Annotated in this window: 21 protein-coding genes and 1 pseudogene; 20 read left to right on the top strand and 2 right to left on the bottom strand. The window is 34.1% G+C overall.

Annotated features, from left to right (window positions below; all coding sequences use genetic code 11):
- The 6 genes and pseudogenes from BMY85_RS09220 to BMY85_RS09195 form a co-directional block, all read left to right on the top strand.
- A pseudogene (locus BMY85_RS09220) lies at window positions 1–249 on the top strand (IS110 family transposase); the annotation flags it as partial.
- Between the two features lie 235 nt (window positions 250–484).
- Window positions 485–2,197: a hypothetical protein gene (locus tag BMY85_RS09215; RefSeq protein WP_092477978.1), complete on the top strand. Its 1,713-nt coding sequence runs from the start codon at window positions 485–487 to the stop codon at window positions 2,195–2,197.
- An 89-nt stretch (window positions 2,198–2,286) separates the two neighbouring features.
- The gene (gene hisA / locus BMY85_RS09210; RefSeq protein ID WP_092477977.1) at window positions 2,287–3,072 is read left to right on the top strand and encodes a phosphoribosylformimino-5-aminoimidazole carboxamide ribotide isomerase; all 786 of its coding nucleotides are present in this window, start codon (window positions 2,287–2,289) and stop codon (window positions 3,070–3,072) included.
- Between the two features lie 243 nt (window positions 3,073–3,315).
- Window positions 3,316–4,017, top strand: coding sequence for a cell wall hydrolase (locus tag BMY85_RS09205; protein WP_092477976.1), 702 nt, complete (start codon window positions 3,316–3,318; stop codon window positions 4,015–4,017).
- A 115-nt stretch (window positions 4,018–4,132) separates the two neighbouring features.
- A complete protein-coding gene (locus tag BMY85_RS09200) occupies window positions 4,133–5,818 on the top strand; it encodes a glutamine--tRNA ligase/YqeY domain fusion protein (RefSeq protein WP_092477975.1) in 1,686 nt (561 codons plus the stop codon).
- A 38-nt stretch (window positions 5,819–5,856) separates the two neighbouring features.
- Entirely contained in the window at window positions 5,857–6,681 is an 825-nt protein-coding gene (locus tag BMY85_RS09195; protein ID WP_092477974.1) for a DUF2225 domain-containing protein, read from the top strand.
- Window positions 6,682–6,754: 73 nt separating this feature from the next.
- Here BMY85_RS09195 and BMY85_RS16360 read toward each other — a convergent pair whose 3' ends face one another.
- The gene (locus tag BMY85_RS16360) at window positions 6,755–7,168 is read right to left on the bottom strand and encodes a VanZ family protein (protein ID WP_408643172.1); all 414 of its coding nucleotides are present in this window, start codon (window positions 7,166–7,168) and stop codon (window positions 6,755–6,757) included.
- 240 nt (window positions 7,169–7,408) lie between these two features.
- Window positions 7,409–8,131, bottom strand: a complete 723-nt coding sequence (locus tag BMY85_RS09185; protein ID WP_092477989.1) for a DUF6062 family protein — start codon at window positions 8,129–8,131, stop codon at window positions 7,409–7,411.
- A gap of 317 nt (window positions 8,132–8,448) precedes the next feature.
- Between BMY85_RS09185 and BMY85_RS09180 the strand changes: the two genes are divergently transcribed.
- From BMY85_RS09180 to BMY85_RS09120, 14 genes are all read left to right on the top strand, one after another.
- Window positions 8,449–8,736 carry a co-chaperone GroES gene (locus BMY85_RS09180; RefSeq protein ID WP_092477972.1) on the top strand — a complete coding sequence of 96 codons (288 nt, stop codon included), beginning with the start codon at window positions 8,449–8,451 and terminating at the stop codon, window positions 8,734–8,736.
- Window positions 8,737–8,780: 44 nt separating this feature from the next.
- On the top strand, window positions 8,781–10,403 hold the full coding sequence (gene groL, locus BMY85_RS09175) for a chaperonin GroEL (protein WP_092477971.1): 1,623 nt from the start codon (window positions 8,781–8,783) through the stop codon (window positions 10,401–10,403).
- 124 nt (window positions 10,404–10,527) lie between these two features.
- Window positions 10,528–11,055: a BACON domain-containing protein gene (locus BMY85_RS09170; RefSeq protein ID WP_092477970.1), complete on the top strand. Its 528-nt coding sequence runs from the start codon at window positions 10,528–10,530 to the stop codon at window positions 11,053–11,055.
- Window positions 11,056–11,331: 276 nt separating this feature from the next.
- A complete protein-coding gene (locus BMY85_RS09165) occupies window positions 11,332–12,003 on the top strand; it encodes a BACON domain-containing protein (protein ID WP_092477969.1) in 672 nt (223 codons plus the stop codon).
- 151 nt (window positions 12,004–12,154) lie between these two features.
- Complete coding sequence (locus BMY85_RS09160) at window positions 12,155–12,343, top strand: hypothetical protein (RefSeq protein WP_092477968.1); 189 nt, start codon at window positions 12,155–12,157, stop codon at window positions 12,341–12,343.
- A 130-nt stretch (window positions 12,344–12,473) separates the two neighbouring features.
- A complete protein-coding gene (locus tag BMY85_RS09155; RefSeq protein WP_092477967.1) occupies window positions 12,474–12,968 on the top strand; it encodes a hypothetical protein in 495 nt (164 codons plus the stop codon).
- 192 nt (window positions 12,969–13,160) lie between these two features.
- The gene (gene guaB, locus BMY85_RS09150; RefSeq protein ID WP_092477966.1) at window positions 13,161–14,615 is read left to right on the top strand and encodes an IMP dehydrogenase; all 1,455 of its coding nucleotides are present in this window, start codon (window positions 13,161–13,163) and stop codon (window positions 14,613–14,615) included.
- 352 nt (window positions 14,616–14,967) lie between these two features.
- Window positions 14,968–15,519, top strand: a complete 552-nt coding sequence (locus BMY85_RS09145) for a hypothetical protein (RefSeq protein ID WP_092477965.1) — start codon at window positions 14,968–14,970, stop codon at window positions 15,517–15,519.
- An 87-nt stretch (window positions 15,520–15,606) separates the two neighbouring features.
- Window positions 15,607–16,545 carry a hypothetical protein gene (locus BMY85_RS09140; protein ID WP_092477964.1) on the top strand — a complete coding sequence of 313 codons (939 nt, stop codon included), beginning with the start codon at window positions 15,607–15,609 and terminating at the stop codon, window positions 16,543–16,545.
- A 22-nt stretch (window positions 16,546–16,567) separates the two neighbouring features.
- The gene (locus BMY85_RS09135) at window positions 16,568–16,768 is read left to right on the top strand and encodes a hypothetical protein (protein WP_092477963.1); all 201 of its coding nucleotides are present in this window, start codon (window positions 16,568–16,570) and stop codon (window positions 16,766–16,768) included.
- On the top strand, window positions 16,756–17,391 hold the full coding sequence (locus tag BMY85_RS09130; protein WP_092477962.1) for an efflux RND transporter periplasmic adaptor subunit: 636 nt from the start codon (window positions 16,756–16,758) through the stop codon (window positions 17,389–17,391). The genes BMY85_RS09135 and BMY85_RS09130 overlap by 13 nt, the downstream gene beginning before the upstream one ends.
- Before the next feature lie 15 nt (window positions 17,392–17,406).
- Entirely contained in the window at window positions 17,407–17,565 is a 159-nt protein-coding gene (locus BMY85_RS16060; protein WP_207646544.1) for an ATP-binding cassette domain-containing protein, read from the top strand.
- 31 nt (window positions 17,566–17,596) lie between these two features.
- The gene (locus tag BMY85_RS09125) at window positions 17,597–17,971 is read left to right on the top strand and encodes an ATP-binding cassette domain-containing protein (protein WP_207646543.1); all 375 of its coding nucleotides are present in this window, start codon (window positions 17,597–17,599) and stop codon (window positions 17,969–17,971) included.
- Window positions 17,972–19,243: an ABC transporter permease gene (locus BMY85_RS09120; protein ID WP_092477961.1), complete on the top strand. Its 1,272-nt coding sequence runs from the start codon at window positions 17,972–17,974 to the stop codon at window positions 19,241–19,243.
- Window positions 19,244–19,245: the final 2 nt, after the last annotated feature.

Raw genomic sequence — 19,245 nt, 5'->3', positions numbered from 1 at the left:
AAAAAGAAATACGAATTGCTTGCAAAACGTCGTGGCAAGAAAAGAGCCATTATCGCTATTGCCCGTATGATTCTCACTGCTATCTATCAGATGCTGTCCACTGGAGAAGCATGGAATCCGAGCGATCTTTACAAAATTGATATGCCTGCCCCCCTTGTTGAAAAGCAAAAGGCAAAGGCAATCAAACAAGCCAAGAAACTTCTTCAAAAGGAAGGATTACTGCCTCCAGATAAGCCATTAGCTTTTTAATCTTATCATCAATTAAAACATTACTTTTTAAAGTTGCCTATCAAGACAGCTTATTTAAGTGCGCCAGTTTACGGCTTCCCTCTACTTTCTTTCACACTACCCTCCTATACTTTCTTAAGAATATGAGTAGGATGTGTGGAAATTCAAAACTTATTCATAGATTGAAATAAATTATGATTTGAGTATAAGATGGACATGGGATATAATACATATAAAAGTAAAGGCAGGTGAAGTAATGACAAAAAAAATAAAACTTGTATTTGTATTTGTGCTGTATGCTTTTATTCTTACTGCTTGTGGAGCAAAAGTTCACACAGAAACTTCTTTTCATAGAGATGGTTCAGGAACTAGAATTATTTATGTGGAGATTGCAGCTAAGGATGAGGGACAAATTAAAGGTGGTTTTGATAGATTAGAAGATACATTGAAGGAGAAATCACCAGAATGTATAGAAGTAAAACGCTATGAAGATGTAAAAAGGCAGGTCATGGTTTATGAATGCAGATATGATTTTACAGATATAGAAGATTTAAAAAAGAAAACCAAAGAAGTTACAGCCAAAGAGCCTTCTATAAAGTGGGAAGTAAATCAGGGAGCATTTCAGGGAGCCGTTTCTTATGAGGAAAACACAACCACGAAAGATCTGATAAAGTGGGCAAAGGATTTACTGGAACAAGAAAATGTAAGGAATGCAGTTTTAAGTGAATTCTTTGAGGAGGAAGAAAGTAAAGTCTCGTTTGATGGTGAAATAGTATGGACAGGGAAGGAAAATGCTTTCTTTCAAATAGATAACACTCCCGAAGTTAAGGAGATTTCGGTATATACGATCCTCGATGATGAAGGAAAAGAAGAAAAAAGGATTAAACTCGGTTTCTCTTATGAAGATTTTAAATCAATGAATGTAGAAGAGGGGCTGCATTATTTACATGAATTTTCAAAGGCGTTTCGGGTGGATGAGACATGTAATGGTTATTCCGTGACACTGACAAACCAAAAGGAATTGGAAGCTTTTTTTGAAAAGGCTTCGGGGGAACTAGGAAATGAATTGCCATATAAGGATTTAAACATTAAAAAGCCAGATAAAAACTACTATTTGGAAAAGAAATGTGATAATAATCTGTTTTCCAATCAGTTTTTAATAAAAGAGGTTTATAACCTGAACCAGCTGCTTTCGGGATTTCGTGTTACCGCTTCAACAGTGAAAGACTATGTTTCTGTTCCTAGGAGAAACATTTACAAAAGTGAGCAAGTACATCATACATATGGTCTTGAATCTAATAAAGCATATCCATATATTGGAGAATATAATAGAAATGATACGTATTATCTTGATTTTTGTGGTGGAGAAAGTGCAAAACTTTTAGACACAAAGGTTTCGTATTCAATAGATGAAAATCTTGTAGGCTTACAAAGTGTTGTATTAGAGGTTGAGAAAAATGGTATGGAGCTGGCCAATAGCCAGGTAATGAAATTTTACAGTAATCTAGGGGAAAAAGTGCAGTATGAGGAAGATGGGGAAAAGGTAAGAATTACTTTTTCCAAAGAACTCTTATTGGGAAAAGAAGATAAAAAAAGTGTACTTAAGAAAATACACACATTTGGTATTCATAAGCTGAAATATGAGTTCTCATCAGTCTTTTCGTTAAGTCGTTATATTCCCCTAAAGGGAAATAAGGTGTCATATACTATATCAATACCGTTATCCTTAAAGGTGCAGAGTTTCTCATTCGGGAATAAGACATTTCATAAAAAAGAGATTAAGAAATACAAAGATAATCAGAACTGGTCTTTTCAAGCGGATTTAGACAGCATGCAGGAAGGTAACATCAAACTTGATTTTTCTAAGCCTAATATGCTTTTTTATGGGATTATGAGCATTGCTGTTTTACTTCTGATAGGAGGCGGATTGTCTGCATATTTCTATTATAAAAGCAAACCAGGCAAATAGAGGAAAACCGACAAAACCAAGACAATTCTTCTGGAGGGGAAGCTTCCAGAAGAATTGTCTTGTAAGTAACAGAAAGAGAGGAATAGAATATGAAATTTCGGCCATGTATTGATATACATAATGGAAAAGTAAAGCAAATTGTTGGAGGAAGTTTATTGGATCAAGGGAATCAGGCTATTGATAATTTTGTGTCTGAACAGGATGCTTCTTTTTATGGAAATCTGTATCGGGAAAGTAATCTGCGAGGAGGGCATATTATTATTTTAAATCCAGCTTTATCAGAATTTTATAAAGAAGACGTTCGTCAGGCCCAGTTAGCTTTGGAAGCATTTCCGAATGGATTGCAGATTGGTGGAGGAATTACAGCAGATAATGCAAAATCCTTTCTGGAAAAGGGTGCGACTCATGTGATTGTTACATCTTATGTATTTAAAGATGGGGAAATCCAAATAGAGAGGTTACATAAGTTACTGGAAGCAGTAGGAAAAGAACATATTGTGTTAGATTTAAGCTGCAGAAAAAAAGATGGAACATATTTCATTGTCACAGACAGGTGGCAGAAGTTTACCAATGTGGAAGTAACATATGAGACATTGGACATGCTTTCAGATTATTGTGATGAGTTCTTGATTCATGCAGTTGATGTAGAAGGGAAGGCATCTGGTGTAGAGACAGAATTAGTAAAAATGCTTGGAAAGTGGAGCAAAATTCCAGTTACTTACGCAGGAGGGGTTGGCAGTTATGAAGATCTGGAGCAGCTAAAAAAGTTAGGAAACGGTCATGTGGATGTGACAATAGGAAGTGCCTTAGATTTGTTTGGTGGTAAATTAGATTATCAGCACGTGTTAGCGTTATGTAGGGAGACGGAATTGTAACAGAAAAGAAAAAGAATATGTTAAATATATGGTTAAATATTGCGTAATAAATTACAATGGAAAACAGCGTGTTTTCGGGCTTTTTAGCTGACTGAGGTAATGGACAAGTCAAGAAAATATGGAAAAAGGGTTGATTTTTTGATTAAATGTGTTATAATTATTACATAAATGTTACGAATGGTTAAGTAATTGTTTCGTACTACCGATGATAGCACATATCAAAAAAGTAGAAGGAGATTATTTATGAAATTCAAGAAAATGTTTTCTATTGTACTTATGGCACTTCTTTGTTTTAACTTTTTTAACATAAAGGTGTTTGCAGATAGCGTAGAAAGAGAGAACATAGCTTATGAGAACAATGCAAGTGAAGCGTACACGCTAAAAGCTGGAGGAACTAAGATACAAAAAGAAAACAAGCTTACGAAGGAAGCAGCAGGAATTGTACAGGAAGTTTTATGCAGGAGCATAGCTGCTAAAGCGAATACAAAAGAAATATCTAAGACAGACATAAAAACGGTAAGTGTTATGTCATCTAATAAGACACAAGCAAAGACATATAAAGAATCTGATTTACGATTATTATCTGCAATCATTTATTGTGAAGCACAAGGTGAAACTTATGCAGGTAAAGTTGCAGTAGGAATTGTAGTTATGAATAGAAAAGCATCAAGTCAGTTTCCTAATACCATTAATGGAGTCATATATCAGAAAAATCAGTTCCAGCCAACTAGGAATGGTGCTTTAAAGAAAGCATTAAGGAAATATGATGAAGGCAAATTTAAATCAGGGGCTGGGAAACAATGTGTAAAAGCAGCAAAAGAAACTTTAGACGGAACAAAAACAGTAACATATAAGTCACAAAAAATAAATTTAAAAGGATATCATTTCTTTAGCTGTTATCTAAAAGGATGCAGAATAAAGATTGGTAATCATCAATTTAAATAGAATGAGCTTGAATCAAAAGGGGGAGTTGTAATTTTTTGCAACACCCCCCTTTTCACTTAGTAATAGATGTGATATTATAATATTGATTTTCAAAAAGACGCAAGGAGGGGACACAGTGGAAAAAGAACATGTTTCTGAAGAAAAAGAAGTGGTGACAAAAAACTTTATCGAACAGATTATTGATAAAGATATAGCAGAAGGAAAATGCAAGAAAGTCATAACACGATTTCCACCAGAGCCTAACGGATATCTTCACATTGGACATGCTAAGTCCATTCTATTAAATTCAGGATTAGCCGAAAAATATAATGGTCAATTCAATCTAAGATTTGATGATACAAATCCTACAAAGGAAAAGACAGAGTTTGTGAAATCAATTGAAGACGACGTACAGTGGATTGGAGGCAAATTTGATGACAGAGTATTTTTTGCCTCTAATTATTTTGAGCAGATGTATGAAGCAGCAGTTACACTTATTAAAAAGGGAAAAGCATATGTTTGTGATTTAAATGCGGATGAAATCAGAGAGTATCGTGGAACTTTAACAGAGCCTGGAAAGAACAGCCCTTATAGAGACCGTTCTGTTGAGGAAAACTTAGCTTTATTCGAACAGATGAAAAATGGTGAGTTTGCAGACGGAACAAAGGTTTTACGTGCTAAGATTGATATGGCTTCGCCTAATATCAATATGCGTGATCCAATTCTGTACCGTGTTGCTAGAATGACACACCATAATACTGGCGATAAGTGGTGCATTTACCCTATGTATGACTTTGCGCATCCAATTGAAGATGCCATTGAAGGGGTAACGCATTCAATCTGTACATTAGAGTTTGAGGATCATAGGCCGCTTTATGACTGGGTTGTAACAGAATTAGGTTATGAAAACCCGCCAAAGCAGATTGAATTTGCTAAACTGTATCTTACTAATGTAATTACAGGCAAACGTTACATTAAAAAGTTAGTAGAAGAAGGTATTGTGGACGGATGGGATGACCCAAGACTGGTTTCTATTGCCGCACTTCGGCGCAGGGGTTTTACACCAGAATCCATCCGGAAGTTTATGGAACTTTGCGGTGTATCGAAGAGCAACAGTTCAGTGGACTATGCAATGCTAGAGTATTGTATTCGTGAAGACCTGAAGATGAAGAATGACCGGGTTATGGCTGTTCTTGATCCAATTAAGTTAATTATTGATAATTACCCAGAAGGTGAAATAGAATATCTTGATGTACAGAATAATCAGGAAAATGAGGAGCTTGGCACTCGTAAGGTTCCATTCGGCCGTGAATTATATATTGACCGTGAGGATTTTATGATAGAGCCTCCAAAAAAATATTTCAGATTATATCCAGGTAATGAAGTTCGTCTGATGCATGCATATTTTGTAAAATGTATTGACTATAAAACAGACGAAAATGGAAATGTTATAGAAGTGCATTGTACGTATGATAAAGAAACCAGAAGCGGTTCAGGCTTTACTGGCCGTAAGGTAAAAGGGACAATACATTGGGTAGAGTGTACGACAGCAGTTCCAGTAGAAGTAAGAAATTATGAAAATATTGTAAATGAAGAGCTGGGTGTTTACAACGAGGATGGCAGTTTAAACTTAAATCCGAATTCTTTAACGGTGTTGAAGAATTGTTTTGTAGAACCATATTTAAAAGGTGCGAAAGCACTTGACCGTTTCCAATTTGTTCGTCATGGATACTTCTGTGTGGATAGTAAGGACTCAAGAGAAGATAAATTAGTATTTAATCGTATTGTTTCGTTAAAGAGTTCATATAAACCAAATAAATAATTTTATTATTTATGTAATACCACATAGGAGGTTGGAGAATGAGTGATTTGTTTTCTGGATTAGAGGAATTTGGTCTTGGAGGATTAAAAAATGTAGAAGTATATGAAAATGAGTCAGCAAAATCGGAGGAGGCTGCACCTGTAAAGCATCAAGTGACAGAAGCTGAGATTTTATTTGATAAAACATATACGTGTCCTGTATGTGACAAGGAATTTAAGAGTAAAACCGTTCGTACAGGTAAGATTAAACTGATTTCTGCTGATACAGATTTGCGGCCTAAATACCAGCTTGTTGATTCTTTAAAATATGATGCCATAGTTTGTCCGCACTGTGGATATGCAGCGTTAAGCCGTTATTTTAACTACATGACATCTACGCAGGCACGTTTTATTAAAGAACAGATCTCTAATAACTTTAAAGGAATCAATCAGGAGGGGGATATTTATACCTATGATGAGGCCATTTCAAGACATAAACTTGCACTATTAAGTACGATTGTCAAGAAAAGCAAGCAGAGCGAAAAGGCATATACATGTCTGAAGCTGGCTTGGCTCTGCCGAGGAAAACGCGAAAGCCTGCCAGAGGATACAGAGAATCTTGAGGAAGTAAAGAAAAAGCTTATGGCAGAGGAACTTGAGTTTCTTACAAAGGCTTATGAAGGTTTCTTAGGTGCTTTTTCAAAGGAAATGTTTCCAATGTGCGGTATGGATGAACACACAACTACTTATCTTGTTGCCGATTTAGCAAGAAGATGCGGCAAATTTGATGAATCTAAGAGATGGCTTTCTAAAGTTCTTACTGCAAGAGATGCCAAGGAACGTATTAAGGCGAAAGCTAGGGAAATTAAAGAGTTAATGCCTTAAGTAAATATATAAAACAATAGGAAAGTGCCTGCTAAATTTCACTGGATGATTTTTAGCAGGCGTTTTCTTATTATCACATACCATAAAAGGTTTTCTGGTGCGTTGAATAGTTATTGCAAATAGTAATTATAAAAGAAAATATATCGTTTCCAGATTTTGTTTCTGGAAAATAGCGTATAGACAGCTTTTTTATGAGTTTGCTTATCAATGAAAAACAGATGCATCCAAGGAAGCTACCTAGTATATTTAAAATAATATCTTGCAGGTCAAAGCAGATATCTATAGTATGTAAAGTAATAATGAGTACAAGTTGCATGAATTCAATACTGGCTGATAATAGCAATGTAAATATATAGTTTTTTCTCTTTGTAGTATTTACCAGAAATGGAATACAAAATCCAATAGGAAAGGTTAATAGTATATTTCCTGTAATTTGGTATGTATCTAAATGATTAAATTTCAATTTGAAATTGATGCATTCTGTTATAGAAGAGAAAAATTGAGAACCATCTAATAAGTATAAGAGTTTTTCAATGAGTGGTACTAAAAGCTGGTCCTAAATACTATCTATATTTTTATAAATTAGAGGATGATTATATCGATCTTTATTTAGAAGGCACTCTAAGAAGCAACAGTTAATTCCATACAATGATACCATAATGTTTAAAGTAACAAAGGAGCATACCAATCAAAATGTAAGGATTGATTGCATGCTCCCTTATCTTTATTACGATTCATCTAACATAACAGAATTTATCTTCAAAATCGAACGAGGCACTGCATCCCTGGAGTTTTTCCAAGGAGCATCCTGATTCCGGTAATCAAACTTGTCCCGGAACCATTCTAGATCTTCTTTTACCCGTTTCATATTTTCTAAATATAAACGATTTAAATCATTTATAAATTCATTCAGCAGATTACCACTTAGATTGCTTCCTGCCATTTGATAAAGCATTCCATAATGCTTCGTACAGAATCCTTTGGAATTTCGGAAGGTATCTCGAAATGTACCCTCTGTTTTATATAAATAAAAAATAGTAGCGATGTATCGGTCAAAGGTGTTACGAATACGGTTACATACAAAACAGTTTGCTTCTAAGTAATCCACGTAGGACTTTACGTCGGTATAAGCTGGTTTTTTAAAGAAAGAACCAGTGGCAGGCTTACCGTTTTTGGAAAGTCTTTCTAAGTTTTTAATGACTTCGTTCATATGAGTATCTAAAATCAATGTAATTCCAAGACGGTTCTGGCTGGCATACATTTGTTTGATATGGTGGCTGCAAAAGCCCACTTTGTCGGTTTCAGCACGGGTATCGTCTTCCATGTAACTTGGTCCCATAGTATATTCAATGCTCTGTGTTTCTAATTCATGGTACATGCTGCATAGGGGGCACTCACAATCAGCCTGGAAGGCATCCGTAACAGGGATTGTATAAAGTTTTTCTTTCAAGTCGTTCATCCTTTCCTTTCTGTTCATGAATATTATATCATAGACAAGAATATAATGTATATAATAGAATGCCTTGCATAAAACAGTGGAGAATGGGATATAATGAACTGGAGAAAAAAGAAAAAATGAGAATACGAGAGAAAATATGAGATATTGAGTGAAATATATTTAAAATATCAATATTTACAACACATTATAAGTTGCATAAAACTAGTAAATTGACTAATATATGTGTAACGGTTAGCACTCGATTTAGATGAGTGCTAATAACAGAAAAAAGAATAGATTTTTCGTATAGATTTAAGGAGGAAATAAACATGAAATTAGTACCTTTAAATGACAAAGTAGTGTTGAAACAATTAGAAGCAGAAGAAACAACGAAATCTGGTATCGTTTTACCAGGTCAGGCTCAGGAAAAACCACAGCAGGCTGAAGTTGTTGCAGTAGGTCCTGGTGGAGTTGTTGACGGCAAAGAAATTACAATGCAAGTGAAAGCTGGCGATAAAGTTATCTACCAGAAATATGCTGGAACAAACGTAAAATTAGATGGTGAAGAATATATTATCGTAAAAGAAAGCGATATCATTGCAGTTGTAGAAGACTAAGAAACTTATATAGAGATAGAATCTTAATTAGGAGGAATATAATCATGGCAAAGGAAATTAAATATGGTGCAGAAGCACGTGCAGCTTTAGAAGCAGGCGTTAATAAATTAGCAGATACAGTAAAAGTTACTTTAGGACCAAAAGGAAGAAATGTTGTTCTTGATAAATCTTTTGGGGCTCCACTTATCACAAACGACGGTGTTACGATTGCCAAAGAAATCGAATTAGAAGATGCATTTGAAAACATGGGTGCCCAGTTAGTAAAAGAAGTTGCTACTAAGACAAATGACGTAGCAGGTGATGGTACTACAACAGCTACTGTATTAGCTCAGGCTATGATTCATGAAGGTGTTAAAAACTTAGCAGCAGGTGCTAACCCAATCATTTTAAGAAAAGGCATGAAAAAAGCAACGGACTGTGCAGTAGAAGCGATCAAAGGCATGAGCTCAACAATTACAGGAAAAGAGCAGATTGCAAAGGTTGCTGCAATTTCTGCTGGTGATGAGGCAGTTGGTGAAATGGTAGCAGATGCTATGGAAAAGGTTTCTAACGATGGTGTTATTACAATTGAAGAATCCAAAACAATGAAAACAGAGTTGGACTTAGTAGAAGGTATGCAGTTTGATCGTGGATATGTATCTGCGTATATGGCTACGGATATGGATAAGATGGAAGCAAATCTTGAAAATCCATATATTTTAATTACGGATAAGAAAATCTCTAACATTCAGGAAATCTTACCATTATTAGAACAAGTAGTACAAAACAGTGCAAAATTATTAATTATTGCAGAAGATGTAGAAGGAGAGGCACTGTCTACATTGGTAATCAATAAGTTACGTGGTACATTCTCTGTTGTTGCTGTAAAAGCTCCAGGTTATGGTGACAGAAGAAAAGCAATGTTACAGGATATCGCTATTTTAACAGGTGGTACGGTAATTTCTGATGAAGTTGGATTAGATTTAAAAGAAACAACATTAGAACAGCTAGGCCGTGCTAAATCCGTAAAAGTACAGAAGGAAAACACAATCATCGTTGACGGTGAAGGAAGTAAAGAAGAAATCAATGCAAGAATTGCTCAGATTAAAACTCAGATTGAAGAAACAACTTCTGAATTTGATAAAGAAAAATTACAAGAAAGACTTGCTAAATTATCTGGTGGTGTAGCTGTAGTTCGTGTAGGTGCTGCAACGGAGACAGAAATGCAGGAAGCAAAACTTCGTATGGAGGATGCATTAGCTGCTACAAGAGCTGCTGTGGAAGAAGGTATTATCGCAGGTGGTGGTTCTGCGTACATCCATGCTTCTAAAGAAGTTAGCAAATTAGTTGCATCTTTAGAAGGAGATGAAAAAACTGGTGCTCAGATTATCTTAAAGGCATTAGAAGCTCCTTTATTCACAATCTCTTACAATGCAGGTCTTGAAGGTTCTGTTATTATTAATAAGGTAAAAGAAAGCCAGCCAGGAACAGGCTTCAATGCTTTAACAGAAGAATATGTGGATATGGTTGCAGCAGGTATTCTTGACCCAGCGAAAGTAACAAGAAGTGCATTGCAAAATGCTACATCCGTTGCTTCTACATTGCTGACAACAGAATCTGTTGTAGCTACAATCAAAGAAGATGTTCCAGCAATGCCAGCAGGTGCTCCTGGAATGGGAATGATGTAATTCGTATCTGAAATTAAAATCTATAATTAATATAGCAAGAGAGAATTCCGAAGTACTTCTATATAGAGGAGCTTCGGAATTTTGTCTGATTTATTAGGTATTATTCCTTGAGACATAAGAGGATATGTTCTATGCAGTTACAAGCGGGAATGAAGTATGGACTGCTACATCAGATGTTTACTGGATTAAAATTACAAAGAGCGAAGGGCAGGCATCTAATCCATCCTTAACTTTCAAAATGGAAAAGAACTCAATGACAACTAGCAGAAAAGGAACCATTACAATAAAAGCAGGAAGTGCAACGGCAACTTGCACAGTTTATCAGCTAGGAGACAGGAATGGTAAAGAGCCAGAAAAAACATCTGTATTCGGGATATCAAAACATCTGACATATGGGGTTTTTAGTTATGGACAGAAATTCACCATTACGATTACTCCTACGGTTGATTGGAAAGCTACAAGCAACAATTACTTTATCAAGTTTGCTGGTGTAAATGGTTCAGAGATATCTGGCAAGGCAAATGTGAAGAGAACATTTGAAGTTGAGGTTCTTCCAAACGACAGCAGTTCTAAAGATAGAAGAGTGGGCACGATCTATCTATCTGGTGGTGGAGAGGGGCAGTTTATAACTTTTACACAGGCACCAAGGTAGAATAGTCCCATACATATTATTACAAAGAAAAAGGGGTAATGAAACGTAGGTGCTGTTGTACTCCTAAAAGGTAGACTTATAGCGTAGTAGTTTTATTTGGCTGCTACGCTGTTTTTATTTGATAAGTCTGAGGAACTCAGACTTTGTTATGCAGTTATGAGGTAAAGTCTGATTCATTCAATCCATTGTTGGCAGATACGGATGGAAAGAGGTTGGCTATTTATGGTATAATTAGGTTGACATTTTAAAGTGGTTTAAAAAGAAAGGGGATTTATAATGAGAGGTAACAAAATCTTACATATTTTTTTAACATTAGCATTGATCATTACTATGTGTACACCAGTGGCTATTAAGGCAGAAACGACATTTCAAGTAATATCACCAATAAGTGAATCTACAGTAAGCAAGAATTTTACTTATTACGGAGGAACCTATCCTTTGGTTGTGATTCCAAGTGATAACTCAGTGTGGACAGCATATCCAAGTGCATCATGGATTAAAACTAACAAAACAACTGGTACTGCAAGCAATCCTGCAGTTGAAATTACCGTTGAGAGTAATAAGCAGACGGCATCTCGTAGTGGAAAAGTTGTTTTTTCTGCAGGAAGTGCTTCCTATACATTTACGATTTATCAAACGGGCAATCCAACTGGCAAAAACCCAGATACTGAGCCAACTATTCTGAACGTGCAGTACACTAGTCTGCAAGCTCCATCATATGGACAAAATTACTTTATTAATGTTGGCAGTAATCGAGCATGGACTGCTTATTCAACCCAAAGCTGGATTTATTATGTAGATCGTAACACATATCACGGCGGAGCAGGTAGTTGTGTAGCCATGTACATAGGTGTGAAACCTAATACCACTGGCAAGCAGCGAGTTGGACAGATTATTGTCAAAGGAGAAAATGTAACGAAAACCATAACCATTACACAATCGGCATGATAGCAAGTACCTAAATGAAATTGTTAATTGCGTATGTTTGATAACCATTTTAAAGTGTTAGAGTAACTCGGTTTTATGATTTTCTCTTTGTTTCTTAAGTCTTATTTCGTATAATAAATCCTAGAACATGAAGAATAATAAGGAGAAAATCATGAACGAGTTATATGCAGAGGCTGGAGTGAAAGTAAAACCGCCATGTAAGAATACACTGTTAAAGGCATTAATGGTTGCTGGTATTATATTTTTTGCAGTATTAGCACTTTTAGTGAAGAGTCCGTTATTTGGACCAATGGCAGCAGTATTCGTTGTAGTAGCAATTATATTTTATGCTAAGACTTAGTAATGTGGATTATGAATTGTGAAATCATTTTAAAATGCTTTTGTTAAATATAATTTATAAACAATGTATTTGTTTCCTCACTAAAATTATGTATAATAGAAGATAGCATGAGAAATGAAGGAGGAAGACAATGAATGAATCATATGCAGAAGCTGGCGTAAGAGTAAAGCCGCCTTTTCAATCTGTGTTTTTAAAGGTATTATTAATTGTTTTACTGGTATTTTTATTATTATTGGCAATATTAAGTGGAAATCAGCTTTTGGTTCCCTTAGTAGCTTTGGTAGCTGTTCTTGCTGTTTATGTATGGCCACGTCTTAGTTATGTAGAATATGAATACATATTCTGTGATGGCCAGTTTGATTTTGACCGTATTACAGGCCAGGCAAAGCGTAAAAACATGTTAAGAGTAGATATGGAAGATGTTGAGGTTATCGTATCTCCAGAAAGAAGAGAAGAGTTTGATAATAAATCAATTAGCAATGTAAAAAATTACAGCAAAGGCATGAGTAATGCATTTATGATGATTGCTTCAACAGAATCCAGCCAGATGAAAGTGTATTTTAATCCAAGTGAGAAAATGATTGAATGCATGTACAACAAAGCCCCTAGTAAAGTGAAAAAGTAGAGAGTAATAAAATTATTAGTTTTTTTAATAAATGAAAGACAGTCTATAATCTTGACAAATAGCTGCCTTTTCGATATACTTTTTAAAATTACCATAAAATTATGATATTAATAATACTAATTAATTGTTAATATGTAATTTTCAGACAATTTAATTACAGTTATTCAGACGAAAGAAAGCGAGGGTTTTAAAATGGGTACAATTATCGGCGAAGGCATTACATTTGATGATGTGCTTTTAGTACCAGGTTATTCAGAAGTAATTCCAAATCAGGTGGATTTAAGAACTAAGCTTACAAAAAAGATTACTTTGAATATTCCAATGATGAGTGCTGGTATGGACACAGTAACAGAACATAGAATGGCAATCGCCATGGCAAGACAGGGTGGAATCGGTGTTATTCACAAAAACATGTCAATTGAAGCACAGGCAGAAGAAGTTGACAAGGTAAAACGTTCTGAGAATGGTGTCATCACGGACCCGTTTTATTTATCTCCAGAACATACATTACAGGATGCAGATGAGCTGATGGCTAAGTTCCGCATTTCTGGAGTGCCCATTACAGAAGGCAGAAAATTAGTTGGTATTATTACAAACCGGGATTTGAAATTTGAAATGGATTTTTCCCGTAAAATCAAAGAATGCATGACTTCAGAAGGTTTAATTACAGCACTGGAAGGAATTACATTAGAGGAAGCAAAAAAGGTTTTGGCAAAAGCAAGAAAAGAAAAGCTTCCTATCGTTGATGGAGAAGGCAATTTAAAAGGTCTTATTACGATCAAAGACATTGAAAAACAGATTAAATATCCTTTGTCTGCAAAAGACGGGCAGGGAAGGCTTCTTTGTGCAGCAGGTGTAGGTGTTACTGCTAACATTCTGGATCGTGTAGATGCTCTTGTAAATGTAAAAGTAGATGCCATTGTAATTGATACAGCCCATGGCCATTCTGCTAACGTGCTGCGGGTTGTAAGAATGGTAAGAGAAAAGTATCCTGATTTACAGATTATTGCTGGCAACGTAGCTACAGGACAGGCAACAAAAGACTTAATTGAAGCTGGTGTAGATGCTGTTAAAGTAGGTATTGGGCCTGGTTCTATCTGTACAACACGTATTGTTGCAGGTATCGGTGTACCACAGGTAACAGCCATTATGGACTGTTATGCGGTGGCAAAAGAATATGACATTCCTATCATTGCAGATGGCGGTATCAAATATTCTGGTGATATGACAAAAGCTATTGCAGCTGGTGCTAATGTATGTATGATGGGCAGTATCTTTGCTGGATGTGACGAAAGCCCAGGAACATTTGAATTATTCCAGGGAAGAAAATATAAAGTATACCGTGGCATGGGTTCTATCGGTGCTATGGAAAATGGAAGCAAAGACAGATACTTCCAGGAAAATGCTAAGAAATTAGTTCCTGAAGGGGTAGAAGGCCGTGTTGCTTACAAAGGTACAGTAGAAGATACGGTATTCCAGCTAATCGGAGGCATCCGTTCCGGTATGGGTTACTGTGGAGCCCCTACTATTGAAGACTTAAAGGTAAATGGAAAGTTCGTTAAAATTTCTGCTGCTTCCTTAAAAGAAAGCCACCCACATGATATTCATATTACAAAAGAAGCACCTAACTATAGTGTGGAAAGATAATGGAATAGAGATAAATGAGAGACACCAGTGCGATAAGCACTGGTGTTTTTGCAAGCATAAAGAAGTCATATACATAGAAGGAGAAATATGCCCAGATTATTTCATATGCGGGTAGAAATTCCAACGAAAATAAGAGTATTCAATTTTGCAGGATGCTTAAAAAGTACGCTTATGATTTGGTATTTTGGAAATGCTTATGCAATAAGAGTCTAAAATTTATCAAGAATCTATGGTAATAATTTGACATATTATAGAAGACATGTTATTATGGGAAAAGTGTTAAGTTTGTTTAATTAATTAGTGGGAGTTTTTTGAAAATGAAAAAAATTTATTAAGAGGGGTAGGTTTGATAATGTGTTTTACATTATTGATGCCATGTAGAAATATTGCTTTTGCAGCGAAGAAAACTGCACCTGATTATCACGGAACATCAACGTATTACAGCAATGAATCATGGGAGTTTGATAAAAAGAATACTACATTGTTAACAGAATACTATAAAAAGAAAGTAGGAAATTTCTATAAATGTTTAGTGTACTATGGTGATTGGGTGAAAAATCAAGGACAAATATATTCTATAACGACTGCAGCTACGAAAGAACGTAGCGTTACAAAAATTGTAAGTACTGAACTTGGTGTATCAGCATCGGATGATATTAACGAGTTAAGTGCAAAATTGTCTAGTTCGTATTCAACAACAGTTACATATACTTTCAGTGTTTCTCAAACTAATACTTACGATTTGAGCAAATTTGTTTCAGGTGATTATAGATTGGCTGGAATGGGAACATTGTATGGATGGGATTTTAAGAAAGTTAATACAGTTACTAAGAATACATCTTTTACTAAGACAAGTTATTGTTACAGTGGAAATGGCATTACAACTACTTTAGTAACTAGATAATTTCTTAATGAAAATTTGCAGGTTTGTGGTCAATTGAGCATATCCTGCATTTTTTCGTGTATAAAAGTGAATAAAGGAGAAATAATTGTGAATAATATAACATTGCATAAATCAAGGAAAAGGAATAGAAATTCTCTGTGTATTATACTGATGTGCGTTATAATCGGTATATGTATGGCAGGGTGTACAAAAGGGAAAAATGAAAAGATGGTAATTTATGGTGGTGATGTGTTAAAATATGCGCTTTGCTATTATTCAACAATGGATTATCAACAATCTTTTGCAATCCCGATAATTTCATCTAAAAAAATTAAAAGTTTTCAATTTGAATCATTAGACATAACAGGAGCAGGGGAGTATTCTGTTCAGTGTTCTGATTTGTACTTGGAGCAATCATATAAATATAAGGGGTGGAATGTTTATTGGTGTGTGCTACAGCTAGGCATAGAAAATTATGAAAAAAGAGCTGATTTTTCAATAGATGCTATAAATTTTGTCATAAATGATAGAGAACAAAAATATAAAACACCATATTTTCATATTGCAAATACAAAAGGGTATAACGAAAATATAGTAGAAGATGGAAATGATAATATGTTATTTCATGGTGATACAGATCTTATTTATTCCAAAATTCCAGATGATAAGGAGAATCCAGTTCATACAAATGTTTCCATTTTGAAAAAATTGAAAATATGTGATTTTTGTGCATTTGATTTTTTAAACATTACAAATATGAAAGTGCTATTAAGTAACGGCACTGGTGAGGTTAAGGATGAATTTACAAAAGAGCAGATGGTGGATTATTTATTCAAAAAGAATGATAATGTTTTATTTGCATATAATTTGAATTATAAGCAAGGTATTAGAACGTTTGATATTGTAAAAACATCAAAAATTATTTTATATAAGAATCAAAAGAAAGAATTGTGTATGTTTGCTGATAATACAGGATTTTTTATAAATAACAGCGAAAACGATAAAAACATAAAAGAATATATAGAAACATTGCCTGTGAATAAGTAGGTAGGGCAGGAGGAATAAGTATTTGAGACGAATAATAGTTACAGTATTGTTACTAGTGTTATGTGTATTTTGTTTATATCTTAATTTTGAATTGAATAATAGGGATCCGTATGAAATCCAAATATCAGATAAAGATTTAGAAAATGATGATGTGAATTTTGATAGTGCATATAAGGTATCACGCACAGATATAAGAGAGTATAGAAAAAAATGGGAGTTATAACATTTGATAAGAGGGATTATCATTATATAAGACTTGAAAAGAAGAGCAAGTATAAAATATGCGTAAAGCAAGGTGATATTGTTAAAGGAGGCATGCTTATAGCAAAACAGGGCAATAATGTGTATAGGGTAAAGGATAAGGTTAGAGTAATAAATATAACATATGGAGATGTAATTGTTATCACATTATTAAGTTATCAAAATATTCTATGTAACGTTCAGTTGCCACAAGAACTAGTTAATAATTTTACATATCAGTCAGAGTCCTATATTGTTTATAATGGAATTAGGTTAGAGGGTAAAATAATTCATATTAGTGATACTATTAATAAAAGAATCTTCGAAATAAGCGTAAAAGTGAAAGATCGTAAAATGTTATTGAGACCAGGAATGGAAGTACAAGTTTTTATACTGCTCAGCAAACGGAATGGAGTAATAGCAATTCCAAACAATTATATATATCAATTTGAAAATGGTGATGCCTTTGCATGTGTAAATCAAGATGGTTCATATATATATAAACCTATTGTAACAGGGATATCTGACGGAAAATATACTCAAATTGTATCAGGAATTTCAGAAAATGATATTGTTTATGAGAATTTGACTTATAATGAAAAGTAAATATGAGAGGGGTACTTGTTATACGTTATGATTGACTTGATAGATATTACAAAACAGTACAGAGAAGATAAAATTATTATTAAGAATAGGAGTTTTTCTGTACAGGATAATGAGTTTGTTTCAATTGTAGGACCATCAGGAATTGGAAAGAGTACTTTATTAAATAAGAAATGAACAATTTGGTTTCATATTTCAGTCATATAATTTGCTGGAAGATTTAAATGTTTATGAAAATATAATTTTACCAATTGTATATAGTAATAAAAAAATTTCCTTAGAACTTAAGAAACATTTAGAATACTTGTCAAATCTGCTTGGTATAAAAGATATTATGAAAATGGAAGCAAGATTTCTTTCTGGAGGGGAAAAACAGAGAGTTGCTATTGCAAGAGCATTACTTTTTTCGCCAAAGTATATTTTAGCCGATGAACCAACTGGAAATCTTGATAATAGCAATGAATCAATTGTATTGAAGCTGTTTAAACAGTTGAAAAGCGAGGGAAAAACGGTCATTTTGGTGACACATAGTCAAAGGGCAGCACAATTTGCAGATCGAGTAATAGACTTGGGAAAGGATTAAGTGTTGGAAAAGATTAAATTTATAATTCATATATTGATAAAGACAGTATTTAGTAATAAGTTAAGAGTTGGATTGACGATTGCAGGTATTACGTTTGGTTTATTTCTTTTTACAACAGGAAATGAAGTGATAAATACCTACATAAGAAATGAGTATAAGAAAGCACAATGTTTTGATCCAAAGAGCCTGATTATTTCTTCAGATAGTAAGTTGAATGTTGATGAATTAGTTGTAGATAAGGAAGATATAAATTTGACAGAATATCAAACGTTATTGTCAACTGGTATTTGTAAACGTAGGTACAGAAATACTGGTATAAATATTGCGATGGAATTAAGTGGATGTAGTTATTCTTTTTTATCTCAGCCAGTTTATTATTATGATGGAGATGATTATTCCAAAAGGAATATTATTTTATATGGAAGTGATTTTTCAAAAAAAGATTATAATCAGAAAGATGCTAAGGTTATCATTGAAGAGAGTACATCTAAATTGTTGTTTGGGAAGAAAAATAGTGTTGGTGAAGAAATAAAGTTTAGATTTGAGAGTAGGATATATACATTAGAAGTTAAAGGTGTGATTGCTGATTTGCCAAATACAATTTCTTCTAATTTAAAAATTAATAGTGCATTATCATCTACAGAAGAAATAAATGCGACTTGCAGGTTATTTATACCAGATACATGGCTAATAAATCAGAATATGCAATCTACAAAAAAATATACATTTGTTTTGGCATTTTCAAATGAAGCTTACGAGGAAAATTGCAAATATGTAAAGAAATGGTTAAGAAAGAACAGGAATATGGAAAAATTACAGATAACAACTTATATGGACATAGTGGAAAAGTATAATATTGTGGCAAAAGCTATTAAAGCTGTTAGTAATACTATTTTAATGGCACTTGTTGTAATATCTGGATTTATTATTATGCTAACACTTTCTTTCTCAGTTAAAGAACGTATTGCAGAAATTGGAATACGGCGTGCATTAGGTGCAAATGCGAAAGATATTATGTTGCAATTTATATTTGAGGGTATTGTAATATCAATTACATCTTGGTTTATTAATATTATATGCTGTATTGTTTTGTATTCGTTTTTTTCTGCAATAATTTTAAAGTTCTTTTTTACTGTATTCTTGCTCAAATTACATTTACGAACAATAATGTTTACGTTGTTTATATCAGTTACTGAAGGTGTTGCATTTTCTGCTATACCTGCATTGCAGGCATCAAGGATAAAACCAGTTGATGCAATTAGATTTGATTAAAT

This window comes from [Clostridium] polysaccharolyticum, from assembly GCF_900111595.1.
GTDB classification, from domain to species: domain Bacteria; phylum Bacillota; class Clostridia; order Lachnospirales; family Lachnospiraceae; genus Clostridium_AI; species Clostridium_AI polysaccharolyticum.
The sequence above is the reverse complement of the archived record's forward strand: the minus strand, read 5'-3'. Positions and strand labels throughout refer to the sequence as shown.

Bases quoted from the DNA above. Each gene is read 5' to 3' on its own strand.
- BMY85_RS09170 (WP_092477970.1), top strand. From the start codon at position 10,528: ATGTTCTATGCAGTTACAAGCGGGAATGAAGTATGGACTGCTACATCA.
- BMY85_RS09180 (WP_092477972.1), top strand. From the start codon at position 8,449: ATGAAATTAGTACCTTTAAATGACAAAGTAGTGTTGAAACAATTAGAA.
- BMY85_RS09160 (WP_092477968.1), top strand. From the start codon at position 12,155: ATGAACGAGTTATATGCAGAGGCTGGAGTGAAAGTAAAACCGCCATGT.
- BMY85_RS09145 (WP_092477965.1), top strand. From the start codon at position 14,968: ATGTGTTTTACATTATTGATGCCATGTAGAAATATTGCTTTTGCAGCG.
- BMY85_RS09130 (WP_092477962.1), top strand. From the start codon at position 16,756: ATGGGAGTTATAACATTTGATAAGAGGGATTATCATTATATAAGACTT.
- BMY85_RS09205 (WP_092477976.1), top strand. From the start codon at position 3,316: ATGAAATTCAAGAAAATGTTTTCTATTGTACTTATGGCACTTCTTTGT.
- BMY85_RS09165 (WP_092477969.1), top strand. From the start codon at position 11,332: ATGAGAGGTAACAAAATCTTACATATTTTTTTAACATTAGCATTGATC.
- BMY85_RS09215 (WP_092477978.1), top strand. From the start codon at position 485: ATGACAAAAAAAATAAAACTTGTATTTGTATTTGTGCTGTATGCTTTT.
- guaB (WP_092477966.1), top strand. From the start codon at position 13,161: ATGGGTACAATTATCGGCGAAGGCATTACATTTGATGATGTGCTTTTA.
- hisA (WP_092477977.1), top strand. From the start codon at position 2,287: ATGAAATTTCGGCCATGTATTGATATACATAATGGAAAAGTAAAGCAA.
- BMY85_RS09195 (WP_092477974.1), top strand. From the start codon at position 5,857: ATGAGTGATTTGTTTTCTGGATTAGAGGAATTTGGTCTTGGAGGATTA.
- groL (WP_092477971.1), top strand. From the start codon at position 8,781: ATGGCAAAGGAAATTAAATATGGTGCAGAAGCACGTGCAGCTTTAGAA.
- BMY85_RS09155 (WP_092477967.1), top strand. From the start codon at position 12,474: ATGAATGAATCATATGCAGAAGCTGGCGTAAGAGTAAAGCCGCCTTTT.